This window comes from Oceanobacillus locisalsi (genome assembly GCF_042675985.1).
GTDB lineage: Bacteria > Bacillota > Bacilli > Bacillales > Amphibacillaceae > Oceanobacillus > Oceanobacillus locisalsi.
This window is the reverse complement of the sequence record NZ_JBHTKK010000001.1, coordinates 297787-313844: the sequence shown is the minus strand read 5'-3', so window position 1 is coordinate 313844 and position 16058 is coordinate 297787. Positions and strand designations below refer to the sequence as shown.

Genomic DNA, 16058 nt, shown 5'->3' with positions numbered 1-16058 from the left:
ATGCTACCCAATAAAGAACGGAAATGATAAAATGGAGAATGATTTATAAAAAATATATCGTATATATCAAGCAATTTTGACAGTTAAGGTGGGAATAACATGATAACGACCAGTTTTCGTGATACGTGGGCAGAAGTATCCTTGCAAGCTTTCGCATATAATGTAAATCAGTTTAAACAGCATATTCGTAAAAAAACCAGACTGATGGCTGTGGTGAAAGCAGATGGATATGGCCATGGTGCTGTGCCAATGGCGGAAGAGGCGTTGGCTAATGGAGCGGAGTATCTCGGAGTTGCTTTTCTGGATGAAGCAGTGACCTTGAGAGAAGCGGGAATTACTGCGCCAATATTGCTATTAGGTTATACAGCTCCTCATGCCGTTCGTACAGCCATAGAGCAGGACGTCACGCTGACGGTTTACTCGGAAGAGAGCATTGAAGCCATTTGTCAGGCTGCAGAATCCTTACAGAAAAAAGCGAAAGTCCATCTGAAAATAGATACAGGCATGACACGAATCGGCGTTCGTACAGCAGAAGAGGCTGTTGCTCTTTTCCAGGCGCTGGACCAGGAAGAAATAGAGGTTGAAGGAATTTACACGCATTTTGCCGAAGCAGATAATGGGGAATCAAGTGCCTATACGTACCAGCAATTTGAAAGTTTCCAGCATATTTATAACGCAGTAGAAGCAAAAGGATACTCGATTCCGATAAAGCATTGCTGCAATAGTGCCGGGACGATTTCCTATCCGGAAATGCATCTCGATATGGTACGTGTTGGTGTCAGTTTGTACGGCCTCTATCCAGAATCGCATTTAAAAAACATACTGTCGCTAAAACAGGTAATGAGTTTAAAAACAAAACCTGTATTGATTAAAAATGTTCCGGCCGGCCAATCTATCAGTTACGGAAGAACATATACAACCACAAAGGAAACAAAGGTCGCCACGCTGCCTATCGGGTATGCGGATGGTTTTTCTCGTCTTTTATCCAACCAGGGACATGTCACTGTCCGCGGAAAAGAATGCCTGATTGTCGGGCGTATTTGTATGGATCAGAGCATGGTGGATGTTTCCGAGGTAGCGGATATCCATGATAATGATACCATAACCATTTTCGGCGAACCGAGTGAAGGGTATATTTCATTGGAGACGGTTGCAGAACAAATGCAAACCATTCATTATGAAACGGTTTGTTTAATTGGTAAACGCGTACCAAGAAAATATGTCAAGTGACCATTAAGAACAGGAAGGATATCATATGACCCCTTTTACACAAGAAGTCATCAAAATTATACAGCAAATATCGCCCGGACAAGTCATGACGTATGGTCAAATTGCCCGGGAGGCCGGAAATCCGCGGGCGGCAAGACAGGTCGTCCGGGTACTCCATTCTATGAGCAAAAAGCATCACTTGCCCTGGCATCGCGTAATCAATGCAAAAGGACAACTGGCCATTCCAAATGAAGAGGCAAATTGGGAGCAGCATACTCGTCTGGAAGCCGAGGGTGTAAGGGTGAGTTCCAAGGGGTATGTCGATTTAAAGACGTATCAGTTTATTCCAAGTTGAAGTGCCTTGTTCTTTCCGGATAGTCGAGCCGGCTTCTAAGCATCTAACTGTATTTCTGATGAGGAACTAGGTATAATAGAAAGAAATAACTGTATTGAGAAAGGTTCTCGGTCCTATATATGTATGTTTTATCAGGTTTTTAGGGCATGAGAGGAGCCTGCAGTTATTCGAAGTATATTTTATTTACTCGGGCAGGCAGAGTGAATCCGTATTCCTCTGTTCCGGGACAGGGAAACAAGTCAGAAAGTGAATTTTTGAATATATATAGAATAAAAGAACACATAGGGGGATGCTTCGTGAAAATAGTTGGTATTTCCGGTTCGACAGTAGGGTCCAAAACAAGGATAGCTGTGGAACATGTATTGAAATATATAGAAAAAGAGCATACAGAGACGGAAGTGGAACTGCTTGACTTGAAGGATTATGATATCGTATTTAGTGATGGTCGTTCCTATAGCGATTATACGGGAGATACGAAAATCTTCCTTGAAAAAATCATGGAAGCTGACGGTATCTTGATTGGAACGCCTGTTTTTCAAGCATCTATCCCGGGAACGTTAAAAAATGTATTTGATCTGCTGCCAGTAGATGCATTTAAAAATAAAATGATTGCTATTACCGCTACCGCAGGGACAACGAAACATTATCTTGTTCCGGAGCAGCATTTAAAACCGATTTTGCATTATATGCATGCGTGGGTTATCCCCAAATATGTATTTGTGGAAGAAAAAGATTACACGAATCATGTCATTACCAATCAGAATGTGATTGACCGCTTAAATAAATTAGCAGATGATTTGATTCATTATGTCGATTTTTCACAGAAACATCCGGAGATCACACCATCCCTGTAAGAAGAGCCTTTCTGTTTAGCAGCTTTTGTGAACAGAAAGGCTTTTTTGCTGTTTTAAAATGCTGATAATGTCACCAAGCCATTCCTTTTTGCGAAGTATCGAGGGTGAACAGACTGTGGGCAATCAGAAATTGGGCACTGTAATAAGTCAGCATCATTACTTCATGTGCGCCGGTAAATCCGGTTATAAATGTACTCCAGGCAAGTATACTGTCGGAAATAATAAAGAGAATGCTGCCCAGAATAGCCCAGCGGTTCCCTGTCATGATTGCTGTAAAACTCATCAGCACAAGGATGACCGTGTAAGCAATAACCGGAATGATATAAGCTGTCTCCCCGCCAGCGTGGAGATGGTTCAGCAGCTGATAATCAATCCAAATAGCAAAAAGAATAAGCGGTATGGCAGAGAGGCTTTTCGGCAAAGAAAAGCGCCATTTTTTAATAAAGCCAATGATGTAAAAGATATGACCAATAAAAAACGCAGTCCATCCTATAAAGAACCATTGCAGCGTTGCATCTCCGATTAATCCAAACGCAATCCCGCCGATAATCCAGTAATGCACAGCCTTCCGTATCGGCATAGATTGTTCAAAAGCATAAATCAGAATAAGCACCATCGGAATCACTTTAAAGAAAATACTGAATGCCAATGGTTCAGATGGGGAAATAAATATATAGACAAATCCCGTCGTGAGTATCAATATGGGCAAACGATAGAGCATCAAAGCAGCCTCATTCCCTTCATTCATCAGGTTGAAATATTCAGACACCTTAATTTTATCATAGTAAAAAAAAGCTTATATAACAAATTTTTAGACAGGTGAAAGTATACTTTTTAGGAAGAAGGCGACAAAGAAAACCTGAACACGTTCTATGAAAGAACTCGCATTCAGGCTTCTTCATGGTTTGCTTCTATTGATTATTGTCTATTCCCTTTTATCTAATGCTGTATCGCTTTTTTTCTTCTTCAAATAATAGGCGCTCATCAGAGAGGCAATCGGAATAACCAGGGCGATTCCAAGTCCCGAAATAAGGATTCCAAGCATTTCATCATTAAATACTTTGGCATTTATAATATCGCCAAAAGAGTAATCTAAATCCTTAAACCAGATGAGCAGCCCCATGTACCCTCCGAAAAAGGCGAAAAATAGTGTGTTTGTGCTTGTACCGAGAATATCGCGCCCGATCCGGATACCAGCTAAGAATAAATGCTTTCTGGAAATTTCCGGATTCTGCTCATGAATTTCACGCATAGGAGAGGTAATAGAAATAGCCGTATCTACAATTGCTCCAATCGTGCTCATAATAATAACCGCTGTAGCGATTTGGATGAAATTCAAACCAATATGCACATTGAAAGCTGTTATTTCTCCAGACTCTTCTTCTCCAAGTCCATAAATCATCGATTGTTCGGTTAAAATAATGATAAAAAAGATCAAGATAACCATTGTCGCAATGGTCGATAAAAATGCGAGCATTGTTTTATTATTTACCTGATTAATGAAGAACAAGCTGACTGCACTGATAAAAGCACATGCGATAAGCGTAATAATTATTGGGTTTCCAGTTGGATCATTCATGACAAAAACAGCCATCAGCACAATAATAAAATTGATAAAGAGGGCAGCGAAAGACCGTATGCCCTTTGCACCCCCGACCCAAGCCATTAAAGCAAATAATATGATTGCCAATAATAAAAGTACATTCATAATTTAGCCTGCTTTCTCCGGATAAAGAAAATGGAAATATAGATTGTAATCGGAATCGTCAGTACAATACCGATTCCGCCGACTAAAGCACGTGTTAATTCAAGGGAAAGGTTCATCGAAATGGTGAAGCCAAGCGGTGCTGCATTTTTTAAATAAATTAACAGCATCGGTATGGACCCGCTGACGTATGCGAAAAATAAAATGTTGGTCATGGTACCCATAATATCTTTCCCGACTTCATAACCTGCTTTTTTTAATGTTTTTAAATCAATCCGGTTGTTTTTCTCAAACATCTCGAACATGGAAGCTGATAAAGTAATAGCAACATCCATTACAGCTCCTAAGGAGCCAATCAGTAACCCTGCCATGAATATGGTTTCGGGGTTCCTGGTTAAGAAGGCCATTTCTTCATAACGAAGCCCTTGTTCGCCGGTAAAATGAAGGGCTGCATAAGCAATCACCAATGAAACCACTGTACCAATCAAAGTAGCTAGAATCGCTGTATAGGTTTTTTCGTTAAATCCTGTCGCCATTAATAAGGAAAGCACGGTGAAAATAATAATGCTGATAGCGGTAATAACAGAAAGCCCGATACTCGGGTGCTGTATATAAATATCCAATGCAAATGAAAGAATAACTGCATTAACAAGCAGACTCAGCGCAGATAAAGCACCTCGGGACTTGCCGACTGCTAATAAAACAATCAGAAATATCCATGCGGTTAACACGAAATATTTATCTCGTTTAACATCTTCTGTTGCTTCGCCATCCGGAGTCAGAAATATCTCATCTCCTGCAGATAACTCATAATCCAATGCCAGAGACTGGGTATATTCATTATCAAATGCAGTTACTTCCCCTCTATCCGGCCCGTTTTTAATTTCTCCTTCAATTTGCTGTACGACACGCTCGTCTTCATTGCCGTTGACATCTGTTTGATTTTCTCTCGATGTTTCTTGAACATCGGTTATGTGAACGATTGTTTTATCATATAATTCATAATTATTGTTGATAAAAATCATTGACGCGATAAATCCAATCAGTAATAGACAGACGGTAATATATTCGGATCTTGTCCGATTTTTTAACCATGCCTTCAATGTAATCACTCCAAAGATAGGATTGTCCTATTCGTATTTCCGAAAACATATACTATAATAACACTTTTAATGAAAAGGGGACACGCTGATTAACAAAAAATTTTCGTGAACAATACCAAATGAGAATGATAACACAAAAATAATCTCGTTTCTTTGTGAGGGGGAGAAAACAACATGACTTGTTTCCTTCGTATGTATAAAAAGGCTATTTGTATGTCTTGATGTCAAAAGCGTTGGATATTTATCTCTGGTTCATGCTATGATTTTTCCAATACTTTTGACAAAAAGGAGTCTAGTTGTGTGAAAAACATGATTAAAAAATAAGAAAGCAATCGAATATGACACATGAAATATTGTCTAAGCTTTGTGGCGTTGCCAGGCAAACAATTAATCATTAGAGCTGGCTTTTAAAATATCCAGAGCGCTTAATAAAAATGTAGAAGAGGTGTTTATGTATGACGACATTTCATAAAGGGTATCGGATTATGATGAAAGATATTAAAAAAGAAGGGACTCCTATTCTAAGAAAGCGGCTGGATCCGGTGAGTCTTCCTGTCTGTGGATAGAGAGATACATGGGCATGTACCTCGGTATGAGCGAATAAAGGTCCAGGCTTATGATATCGAGGGAGAAAAGCATACCTATACTTTCAAAGGATATAGTGCTATTCTGGTGCAGCATGAAATGGATCATCTGAACGGGATTATGTTTTTTGACCGTATTAATGAAAAAACAACCTTTTTTGAATTTGCAGCAGGGTTAAAGCTTTCTTCGCAAAGGAGTTATATTACAATGAATAGACTTACTGCAATATTACAAACCGAATATAGTGTTCACCCAATTCACATCCACCCCAAACAAGGCGGATGGGCATCGCTTGCCTTTGAGGTAAAAGCAAAAGATGCTATTTACTTTTTAAAAGTATATGAAAAAAGCCGGGCCTCCACCCCAAAATTAACCGCAATGATAGATCAGTACGTTCCTATTGTTGCATGGTTAGAACAGAACAGTCGTTTGAAAGGAAAAGTCCCTGTCCCGTTAAAGACAAGGGAAGGGAATGACAAATGTGAAGATGAGGAAAATATATATCTTTTGTATCCTTTTATTCAAGGACAAACAATTGGTGAAAAAGATTTAACAGAACAGCAGGTGGAAGCATTTGCACATATGATTGCCACACTCCATTCATTTGGTGAGGAAATCCCGTTTCCCACGGAAGATCTCACAGAGCATTTTGAAGTCTCCTTTGCAAGAGAAATAGAAGAGGTGATGTATGGCAATACAGAGCAACTTCCAGCAGAATTGTATTCCTTTCTAAGTGAAAACTGTGAAAAGATAGGGACGTGGATTAAAGCTATAAAAGAGTTGTCAGAAAAACTGCAATCTGCTTCATTAGATAAGGTGCTATGTCATACGGATCTGCATCATTGGAATTTGATGCAGGCGGATGAATTGTTGTTAATTGATTGGGAAGGGCTGAAATTGGCTCCTGCTGAAGCTGATATCATGTTTTTAGCAGATAAGTCTTACTTTAAGCAATTTATGGAAATCTATCTTTCCTATCATAAAAATTATCATATCGATGAAGATGCGCTTGCTTTCTATCAGCTAAGAAGAAAACTGGAGGATATGTGGGAATTTATCGAGCAGTTGCTATATGATGCATTGGATATACATGAAAAAGAAGAAGTTATTCATCATATGAAAAATGTGATAGAAGATGACTTCTTTAATAAATGGATTTAACCTGCTCTAAAAAGGGAATAAACAAACATATTTGTAATGAAGACAGAGGGAAGTGAAGACATGTTTTTAGCTTGGAATGAAATCAAGAATAACAAGCTGCGTTTTACATTGGTGATTGGTGTATTGGTACTTATTTCTTATCTTGTTTTCTTTTTATCAGGATTGGCAAATGGATTGGAGCAATTAAACCGGGAAGCTGTTGATAAATGGGAAGCGGATGGAATCATTCTGACAGAAGAATCCGATTTGCGATTGCAGCAGTCTGTTTTATCGGAGGATGATTTTGATGGAACTGGAGCGGATGAATATACCGCGTTGTCTCAATTAAGCGCGATTGCCAGTAACGGCGATAAAAAAGAAAATGTATTTATCTTTGCTGTAGATATAGATTCCTTTATCATGCCAAATGTTACAAAAGGGCAGGCTTTTGCAGATGAGGGTCAGGTAATAGCGGATGACACCTTACAAGAAGAAGGCTTTGAAATCGGTGATGAAGTTTCTCTATCTTCCACAGATGAAACGTTAGAAATCGCAGGATTTACGGATAATGCCCGATTTAATGCAGCGCCCGTCCTGTTTACTGATCAGGATACGCTGGAGACAATCCAATATGGGGAAATGGCGGAAAGTACGGAGGATGCAGTAAATGCCTTTGTTATTCGTACGGATAACTTACATCAAGTAGAAGCAGATGAAGCGTTACAGGTCGTTGATACAGAAACGTTTATAGAGAATTTACCGGGCTATACGGAACAGAATGTAACGTTAACCTTAATGATTTATTTTCTATTTATTATATCTGCAGTAGTACTGGCAATTTTTCTTTATGTACTTACCATTCAAAAGATAAGTATTTTTGGTGTAATGAAGGCACAGGGAGTCTCCTCCAAATATTTGGCCGGTTCTGTAGTCGCGCAAACATTTTTACTCGCTTTAGCAGGTGTGATCATTGGATTGGTCCTGGCTGTTATAACAGGTTTGTTTTTACCAGCGGCTGTACCAGTGGCCTTTCATTATTCTGAAATGCTGATATATGGACTCATCCTGATTGCTGTTTCGATCATTGGTGCGTTTATCTCTGTACAGACAATTGTACGAATTGATCCGCTAAAAGCGATAGGGGGGTAAAGAAATATGGCTATTTTAGAATTGAAAAAAGTACAGAAAACCTTTGGGTCGGGCAGAACAAAAGTAGAAGCAATGAAAGAAACGGATTTTGAAGCGGAAAAAGGAGAATTGATTGCTGTTATTGGTCCCTCCGGCTCCGGGAAAAGTACATTTTTAACCCTTGCCGGCGGGCTGCAGACGCCGACAGAAGGAGAAGTAAGACTTAATGGAACAGCTTTGACAGATGTAAAGGAGAAACATCGTGCTGCATTAAGGTTGAAAGAAGTCGGCTTTGTTTTACAGGCATCCAATCTTGTCCCTTATTTAAATGTTGGGCAGCAAATGCAATTGTTGGATAAGGTGAAGAAAGGAAATATGCAAAAAGAGGAAGCAGAAGAACTTTATCAGTCTCTGGGGATTGATCATTTAATCCGTAACTTTCCGAAAGATTTATCGGGCGGAGAAAAACAGCGGGTTGCTATTGCCAAAGCACTCTATACCAATCCAAGTATTATCTTAGCCGATGAACCAACTGCATCACTCGATTCTGACCGTGCGTTTGAAGTGATGCATATGCTGAAAAGAATTACAAAAGAAAGGCAGACAGCAACGATTGTGGTGACGCATGATACGCGATTGATTGATGATTGCGATAAAGTCTATCAAATGACAGATGGTACAATGGCATTGCAAGAAAGTGCGCATCATAGGGTATAGTGATGGCAATACAGTTGAAATATCTGGAAAAAGGGATGGGTTTTTAGTAAATTACTCAACTTTCGCACTTTAAAAAGTAACTTCTCTCCCACAGGAACAGGGGTCGATCGTTTCTTCTATACATCTGTTGACAAAGGTTAGCAGGTAAGGTGTAAGGCTACCGCTGCGGCGGACCGTTTTGCTTTCCGACGTACAGGACGTACTAGTGCAGACGTTGCAACAGGACGTTGCGACTTTAGTCTGCCTAGGGGCACGCTCTTCAGCTAACTTTTGCCAAGAAGAGCGCTTGGCAAAAGTGGATCTTCAGATGGTGCTGATCCCTCAGGAGTCAAAACGGTCCGCCTCCGCTAGTGGGATGTTCAATACGGTTGAAATTGCTGACCAAATACAAGTTAGATCAGACAGAACACATTTTTCGTGGTGCATGGTAAAAATGTTCAGCAATCAGTCCTTTCTGTGCATGCAAGCTATGCTTGACATGAACAATCCATGTTGTAATGATTTGAACTGCTAAATCAACCATTTGAAACACCAGAATAATTGTTTATTTAGGCTGAAAAGTGATTACTTCATCGAACTTCAGCAAGATGTTATTTCTTCCAAACGCTGTAGCATCCTATTAGAGTGCAGGCCAACCATGGAGACTCCTATGGGAACAGGGCGAGCTGAAGATTCACTTGAAAAGCGGTTTTCTTTTCAAGTTAGCTGAAGCCGTCCCCATGGAAAGCGGAGTGGTTGGCCGGAGCGGAAGCTATACACCATATCCTGTTCAAAAAATAAAAAGATGATTGAAATCAAAGCAAGCATGATAATAGAAATCATGTTCATCCTGGTACAGCAAGAGTTATATGCTTATTCTTAGGTGCGTAAGTCGAGTAAATTAAAAATCCCATCCCTTTTGTAAAATCAATTTGTTTTCGGTGCTTTCCGGATAATAATTTGCCAATGAGGTCCGGTTTCTACATGGTACGCATTGGCAAAGGACCCCTGATTAATAGCTACCCCCAGATTATCTAATGAATTCACATACAATAAAGGTTCGCCCAGCCGAATTTCCGCAAAGGAATGTCTGTATGTCATAATATTTTTATATACTTGCTGCCGGTTATTGGCAATCGTAACTTCAAATGCATCTCCAGGCGCCACATTCATTTCTTGAAACAGTTCTCTGCTGATATTGGTCCATAGATTCCCAAAACGAATATCTAAAATATCGATATTACCGTAGACGGTATCATCTTCTTCTATATAGGCTTCTGGTTTTGTTAATTCCACAATATTATCAATATCAATGGCATTACCAACTTCTTCAAAGGTAATCGTACCTGAAGCCAGCCTTGCTCCGGTATATGCATAAATATCCCGGCCGTGGAAAGTATAGGATTCACCGGATCTGGGGAGCCGGTTTGTTTTCTCATCAATGATTCTCGCTTCCTTAATCCCGATATCTTTTTTTATATGCGTCAATGTTCCATTATCTGGCGTCACGATGTATTGATTATGCACTGTTTTCACAACAACGCTCAGCCTGGCAGTTCCTACTCCCGGATCAACCACGGAGATAAAAACAGTCTCTTCCGGCCAATACGGCAGCGTTTGATAGAGGCGGTAAGAACCTTCCCAAATATTATACTGCGGAATATCATGTGTCAGATCGAATACCCGAAGGTTTGAATCGACGGAGAGCGCCACACCATACATAGCGCTGACTGCCCCGTCGCTAAGACCAAAATCTGTTTGAATGACTAAATTTTTCCCCATTTCAACATTCCTCCTTATTATCTGTTGTTTGCAATTTCCTTGATGTTTATCTGATATTATCAAGAGACTAAAAAACCACGCCCATATCGAATAAACGATAAGGACGTGGTTGGGATTACGTGGTACCACCTTATTTTACTGTATGCTCACACATACAGCCTCTTCAAGTACGAAAGCATGAAGCTATTATACTGTGGTATGGATAACGAGTACCAAATCTCGTCGGAACCTACTCATATCGATGGATACTTTCAACACGAAGCTCGGAGGCCATTGTTCGGGTTCTTATTTTTACTTCTTTTCAGCGGCCGAAGTTCTCTGTGAAAAAATAGTTGAACCTTACTTTCCCTCTTCCACGCTTTTGATAAATGATAAATGCGAATTATTGTCATTATAAAAAATAAAAAAATAAAAAGCAAGTATTTTTAGTAAAGGGCAAAAGTTACAATCATCGGCTCTATGTAATCTATTGCTGTCGTTTTAAAATTTGACTGCTAAAAGCTATATCTGTGCATAGGATAATAAGAGAAACAAATAATTATTTTCGTCCGTGCAACAGGCAGGACAAGCATAGCAAAAGTGGACAATGCAGTTATGATAGATAAGCGTCTATTTGCGTTTCAAGCTATACAGCCTCCAAATATAATTTACATACTCTTTACATTAACAGCAAACTATATTAATAATTCGTCTCTATAATTCAAATTAAGGACTAGGAGAAAAGACGTCCAAAAAATGATAACCAATCTAAGGGGGCACTTTGATGAGCTTTAAACGGTTTACTTTATTCTTTTTTGTTGCTGCTGTCCTGTTTCTGGCAGCATGCGGTTCGGGTGATGCAGATGGTGCAAGTGATTCTGACGCTGATAATAACGAGGAGTTATCAGGTAATATTGCCATTGATGGTTCTGGTACAGTTTACCCGTTGATGGCACGTTTAGCGGAAGATTATATGATAAATGAACAGCAGGGTGTTTCGGTAGAAGTCAGTCGCGCCGGAACCAGCGCAGGATTTGAAAAGTTTTTAGCTGAGAATGGGACAGATTTTAATGATGCTTCCAGGGAAATAAAAGAGGAAGAACAAGCGCAAGCAGATGAATTGGGCATGGAAGTTCAGGAATTAAAAGTGGCATTAGATGGTTTAACCATTGTGACTCATCCAGATAACGACTGGGCAACGGAATTAACACCAGAGCAGGTACAAGGGATCTTCGTGGGTGAATATACAAAGTGGTCAGATATTGATGCATCCTGGCCGGATGAAGCTATCCAAACGTACGGTCCAAATGAAAATCATGGGACTTATGAATTCTTCTATGAAGAGATTTTAGAAGAGCAGGATTTAGTAGATGGGGTTGATCTTCAACAAGATTATTCTACATTGGTAACGTTGGTTTCCGAAGATAAGAATGCGATTGGTTTCTTCGGCTTCGGTTACTATCAAAGTAATCAAGATGCGATTAACGCCGTATCGATTGATTTTGGAGAAGGAGCAGTAGAACCTTCCCTGGATACAATTGCAGAAGATGGACCTTATGCCGATTACACACGTCCGGTATTCACATACTTGAATGTAAACCAAGCCCAAGAAAAACCGGAAGTGCTTGATTATGCAAAATATGTTATAGAAAATATCAATAATGTTGCCGGCGAAACAGGATTCGCACCAATTCCGGAAGAAGAAGTGGAGTCGCAGCTGGAAACGTTAGAAGGAATCGAATAAACAAACTGACAGATGAGCGGTGAGGTTTCACTTCTCATCTGCCTGTTATTTCACAGATGCAACATCAAAAATATAAAGACCGATCGTTAGCAGGATTTGACGATACAGTATGTTTTTCCAAAAGAATGAAAGGTGGCTTTAGAATCATGGCTGCAAATAATAAAAACCGTCTGTCTGTCAGTGAAATGATTGAACAACAAAAAGAGAAGCAGAAAATCTTTCATGCATTAGAGCGCTTCATACCAGTTCTGTTATTATTAATTGCTTCCATATCGGTTCTGACAACGGTTGGTATTGTTTATACGTTGTTTGCCGAATCGGTTGCATTTTTCCGGAATGTGCCAATTCTCGATTTCTTTACAGGGACGGTATTAAAACCGTTAAGTCAAAATCCGGAATTTGGTGTTCTTCCACTATTAAATGGAACCATTATTTCGACTGTCATAGCTATGCTGGTAGCTGGGCCGATTGGAATGATGTCGGCCATTTATTTAAGTGAATATGCCCCAGACAATGTGCGGAGAGTATTGAAACCATTATTAGAAATCTTGGCTGGCGTGCCGACGATTGTATATGGATTCTTTGCATTTACGTTTATAACGCCTTTATTGCGCATGATTTTTCCGTCCGTTGAAGCGACGAACATTCTCAGTCCGGGACTTATTATGGGTGTGATGATTATTCCCATGATTGCTTCTTTGTCTGAAGATGCGATGTCTTCTGTTCCGAATTCTATTAGAGAAGGGGCTTTAGCACTTGGATCAACGAAACTGGAGACAACGTTTAAGGTAGTTATACCAGCAGCTTTATCCGGAATTGTAGCATCTTTTGTACTCGGTATTTCCCGGGCAATAGGGGAAACGATGATTGTAGCGATTGCCAGCGGAAGCTCAAAGAATTTCTCCTTCGATATCACACAGTCGATGCAGACAATGACAGCTTATATTGTAGAAGTTGCTGGAGGAGAAGCAGCAGCAGGAACAACCATTTATTACAGTCTGTATGCCGTGGCATTAACTCTATTTGTTTTTACACTCATTATGAATCTATTAGCAAAATATATTTCACGGAAGTTTAGAGAGGAGTACTGAGATGACAACGAGATATATGGATGCTGTGCTTGTGGAGAAGCGTATGTCATCCCGTGTACGGAAAAATACAGGCTTTAGAGGCCTTTTCTTTGCCTCCACCTTATTTGGGCTGGTGGTATTGGTTGTATTGCTTGTCCGTATTTTTACGCAGGGAATAGCGTATATCAATATGGATTTCCTGATGAATCATTTGTCAACTGATGCGAGCAGAGCGGGGATTATGGGAGCTATTTTAGGAACAGCATGGCTGATGGTGGTGGTTGTTCCAGTAACCATGGTTATTGGAGTAGGAACCGCTATTTATCTCGAACTTTATGCGAAAAAAGGGAAACTGCATGCTATTATCGCCACCAATATTTCTAATTTGGCGGGTGTTCCATCGATTGTATATGGGTTATTAGGTTTGACATTGTTTGTGCGTGCGTTGGAATTCGGCAATGTTATCTTGGCGGGCGGATTAACCTTGTCATTGCTTGTTCTGCCAATTGTCATTGTAGCGGCTCAAGAAGCGTTACGGGCAGTACCAGGAAGTTTGAGTGAAGCATCCTACGGTATGGGAGCAACCAAGTGGCAGACTGTTCGCCGTATCATTTTACCAGCCGCGTTACCTGGCATTTTAACAGGGGCAATTCTGGCATTATCCCGGGCAATAGGAGAGACGGCTCCATTAACTGTACTCGGTATTCCCGCTTTATTAATTCCATTTCCATCCGGTGTTTTTGATACATTTACAGCCTTGCCGATGCAGGTATATTATTGGACGATTGATTCATCTCTGGTAGCAGAATATGCGAATTTAGCAGCGGCGACGATTATTGTATTGTTGCTTTTACTGTTTTTGTTGAACTCAATTGCTATTTTGATTCGGAATAAATTTCAAACACGTTATTAAATAGAATGATAGAAAAGTAATTTATACAAAAGAAAGGAGACGATTTGATGAGTACAGTAATGGAGAAAAAGATAAATTTAAAGCTGGTAAGAGACCATTATGAAAAGGAACCGGCAGAACCGAAAGAAGTTGTTTATGACACCAAGGGCTTAAATTTATGGTATGGGGAGACGCATGCTTTAAAAAATATTCATATGGACATCAGAGAAAAAGAGGTTACTGCTATTATTGGGCCGTCGGGGTGCGGGAAGTCCACCTACTTGAAGACATTAAACCGTATGGTGGAGCTGGTTCCAACGGTGAAAACATCTGGCGAGATAACTTATAAGGGCAAAAATATATTAGATAGATCTTTCCGGGTGGAAGATTTGCGTACCAAGGTTGGCATGGTATTTCAAAAGCCGAATCCATTTCCGAAATCCATCTATGAAAATATTGCGTATGGCCCTAAAATCCACGGCATAAAAAACAAGAAGGTACTGAATGAGATTGTTGAAAAGAGCTTGCGCGGTGCGTTTATCTGGGATGAAGTGAAAGATAGGCTCCAGGATAATGCATACGGGTTATCCGGGGGACAGCAGCAGCGTTTATGTATTGCCCGCTGCTTGGCGATTGAACCGAATGTGATTTTAATGGATGAACCTACGTCAGCATTAGATCCGAAATCAACATTGCGAATTGAAGAACTTATACAGGAATTGAAGAAGGATTATGCGATTGTTATTGTCACGCATAATATGCAGCAGGCAGCGCGTATTTCGGATAAAACAGCTTTCTTCCTACATGGAGAAATTGTAGAATATGATAAAACAAACCGTATCTTTAATCATCCGAGGGATGAACGTACGGGGGATTATATTTCCGGACGATTTGGCTGAGTGAATAAACACCAACAGAGAATGACTTGTAAGGGTCATTCTTTTTTGACGTTTTAAAATAAGTCAGATATGTTTGGATATTTTTTGAAAGGGAACATAAAAAAATAGATGAATGATAGAGAAAGGGGTTGTGAGAAATGAACGTAGTAGTTATCGGAGCAAACGGACAAATTGGAAAGCATCTTGTCAAGCAGCTTCATGAACATGATCAACATGAAGTAACAGCAATGGTTCGGAAAGAAGGACAGAAAAAAGAGTTGGAAGATAGAGGCATTCATGCTGTTTTGGCAGATTTAGAAGGCAGTACGTCTGATTTGGAAACGGCTATAGAAGGTGCAGATGCTGTTATATTTACAGCTGGATCAGGCGGAAAAACCGGTCCGGATAAAACATTGCTGATTGACTTGGATGGTGCTACGAAATCGATGGAAGCAGCAAAAAATGTCAACGCCAATCGCTTTGTTATGGTAAGTGCTATACAGGCCCATAACCGCGACAGCTGGGGAGATAGTCCGATTAAGCCATATATGGTGGCGAAACATTTTGCAGATAAGACACTCATGCACAGCGGCCTTGATTATACAATCGTCCGTCCGGGCGGATTACAAAATGAACCCGGAACAGGAAAAGTTCTCGTAGGTGAAAACCTGGAACGAGGCAACATCCCGCGCGAAGATGTGGCAGCTACTATTATTGAAGCCCTCGAAGCAAAAAATACGTATGAAAAAGGCTTTGATTTAACAGTTGGAGAAGATACTATCCATGAAGCAGTAAAGAAAATTTAAACGGTTATTTCATTTCTGTATAGATACGGGTGTTTAATAAAGTTATAAACGAACAGAAAGACGTTCTTTTTAGAAAGAGCGTCTTTTTACATAAAAATATACATTCTCATTCAGTTGTAAAAGGATATTTTT

15 protein-coding genes, 1 pseudogene and 1 other annotated feature are annotated in these 16058 nt (G+C 40.0%); of the genes and pseudogenes, 12 read left to right on the top strand and 4 right to left on the bottom strand.

The window, feature by feature from the left end; translation table 11 throughout:
- The first annotated feature begins 99 nt into the window (after positions 1–99).
- The 3 genes from alr (at position 100) to ACFQ19_RS01365 (ending at position 2418) form a co-directional block, all read left to right on the top strand.
- The gene (alr, locus tag ACFQ19_RS01375) at positions 100–1230 is read left to right on the top strand and encodes an alanine racemase (RefSeq protein WP_379590115.1); all 1131 of its coding nucleotides are present in this window, start codon (positions 100–102) and stop codon (positions 1228–1230) included.
- A 25-nt stretch (positions 1231–1255) separates the two neighbouring features.
- Positions 1256–1564 (top strand): MGMT family protein, encoded by a 309-nt coding sequence (locus tag ACFQ19_RS01370; RefSeq protein WP_379590114.1) that lies wholly within the window; start codon positions 1256–1258, stop codon positions 1562–1564.
- Positions 1565–1860: 296 nt separating this feature from the next.
- Complete coding sequence (locus ACFQ19_RS01365) at positions 1861–2418, top strand: NADPH-dependent FMN reductase (protein ID WP_379590113.1); 558 nt, start codon at positions 1861–1863, stop codon at positions 2416–2418.
- A gap of 70 nt (positions 2419–2488) precedes the next feature.
- On the opposite strand, the gene ACFQ19_RS01360 is transcribed toward ACFQ19_RS01365, so the two are convergent.
- The 3 genes from ACFQ19_RS01360 to ACFQ19_RS01350 all read right to left on the bottom strand — a co-directional run bounded on the left by ACFQ19_RS01360 (position 2489) and on the right by ACFQ19_RS01350 (position 5235).
- The gene (locus ACFQ19_RS01360) at positions 2489–3139 is read right to left on the bottom strand and encodes a lysoplasmalogenase (protein WP_379590112.1); all 651 of its coding nucleotides are present in this window, start codon (positions 3137–3139) and stop codon (positions 2489–2491) included.
- A 204-nt stretch (positions 3140–3343) separates the two neighbouring features.
- On the bottom strand, positions 3344–4126 hold the full coding sequence (locus ACFQ19_RS01355) for a YibE/F family protein (RefSeq protein ID WP_379590111.1): 783 nt from the start codon (positions 4124–4126) through the stop codon (positions 3344–3346).
- The gene (locus ACFQ19_RS01350) at positions 4123–5235 is read right to left on the bottom strand and encodes a YibE/F family protein (RefSeq protein WP_379590110.1); all 1113 of its coding nucleotides are present in this window, start codon (positions 5233–5235) and stop codon (positions 4123–4125) included. The genes ACFQ19_RS01355 and ACFQ19_RS01350 overlap by 4 nt, the downstream gene beginning before the upstream one ends.
- Positions 5236–5778: 543 nt before the next feature.
- On the opposite strand from ACFQ19_RS01350, the pseudogene ACFQ19_RS01345 reads away from it, so the two are divergent.
- From ACFQ19_RS01345 to ACFQ19_RS01330, 4 genes and pseudogenes are all read left to right on the top strand, one after another.
- A pseudogene (locus ACFQ19_RS01345) lies at positions 5779–5967 on the top strand (peptide deformylase); the annotation flags it as partial.
- Between the two features lie 51 nt (positions 5968–6018).
- Positions 6019–6972: an aminoglycoside phosphotransferase family protein gene (locus ACFQ19_RS01340; RefSeq protein ID WP_379590307.1), complete on the top strand. Its 954-nt coding sequence runs from the start codon at positions 6019–6021 to the stop codon at positions 6970–6972.
- A gap of 60 nt (positions 6973–7032) precedes the next feature.
- Positions 7033–8100 carry an ABC transporter permease gene (locus ACFQ19_RS01335; protein ID WP_379590109.1) on the top strand — a complete coding sequence of 356 codons (1068 nt, stop codon included), beginning with the start codon at positions 7033–7035 and terminating at the stop codon, positions 8098–8100.
- A 6-nt stretch (positions 8101–8106) separates the two neighbouring features.
- Complete coding sequence (locus ACFQ19_RS01330) at positions 8107–8796, top strand: ABC transporter ATP-binding protein (RefSeq protein ID WP_379590108.1); 690 nt, start codon at positions 8107–8109, stop codon at positions 8794–8796.
- A 906-nt stretch (positions 8797–9702) separates the two neighbouring features.
- Here ACFQ19_RS01330 and ACFQ19_RS01325 read toward each other — a convergent pair.
- Positions 9703–10557: an SAM hydrolase/SAM-dependent halogenase family protein gene (locus tag ACFQ19_RS01325; protein ID WP_379590107.1), complete on the bottom strand. Its 855-nt coding sequence runs from the start codon at positions 10555–10557 to the stop codon at positions 9703–9705.
- Between the two features lie 96 nt (positions 10558–10653).
- Positions 10654–10922, bottom strand: a binding site (T-box leader).
- A gap of 398 nt (positions 10923–11320) precedes the next feature.
- On the opposite strand from ACFQ19_RS01325, the gene ACFQ19_RS01320 reads away from it, so the two are divergent.
- From ACFQ19_RS01320 to ACFQ19_RS01300, 5 genes are all read left to right on the top strand, one after another.
- On the top strand, positions 11321–12280 hold the full coding sequence (locus ACFQ19_RS01320) for a PstS family phosphate ABC transporter substrate-binding protein (protein ID WP_379590106.1): 960 nt from the start codon (positions 11321–11323) through the stop codon (positions 12278–12280).
- A 146-nt stretch (positions 12281–12426) separates the two neighbouring features.
- Positions 12427–13371 carry a phosphate ABC transporter permease subunit PstC gene (pstC, locus tag ACFQ19_RS01315; RefSeq protein ID WP_379590105.1) on the top strand — a complete coding sequence of 315 codons (945 nt, stop codon included), beginning with the start codon at positions 12427–12429 and terminating at the stop codon, positions 13369–13371.
- A 1-nt stretch (position 13372) separates the two neighbouring features.
- Entirely contained in the window at positions 13373–14263 is an 891-nt protein-coding gene (gene pstA / locus ACFQ19_RS01310) for a phosphate ABC transporter permease PstA (RefSeq protein WP_379590104.1), read from the top strand.
- A 59-nt stretch (positions 14264–14322) separates the two neighbouring features.
- On the top strand, positions 14323–15141 hold the full coding sequence (gene pstB, locus ACFQ19_RS01305) for a phosphate ABC transporter ATP-binding protein PstB (protein ID WP_379590306.1): 819 nt from the start codon (positions 14323–14325) through the stop codon (positions 15139–15141).
- Positions 15142–15278: 137 nt separating this feature from the next.
- Entirely contained in the window at positions 15279–15926 is a 648-nt protein-coding gene (locus tag ACFQ19_RS01300) for an SDR family oxidoreductase (protein WP_379590103.1), read from the top strand.
- Positions 15927–16058: the final 132 nt, after the last annotated feature.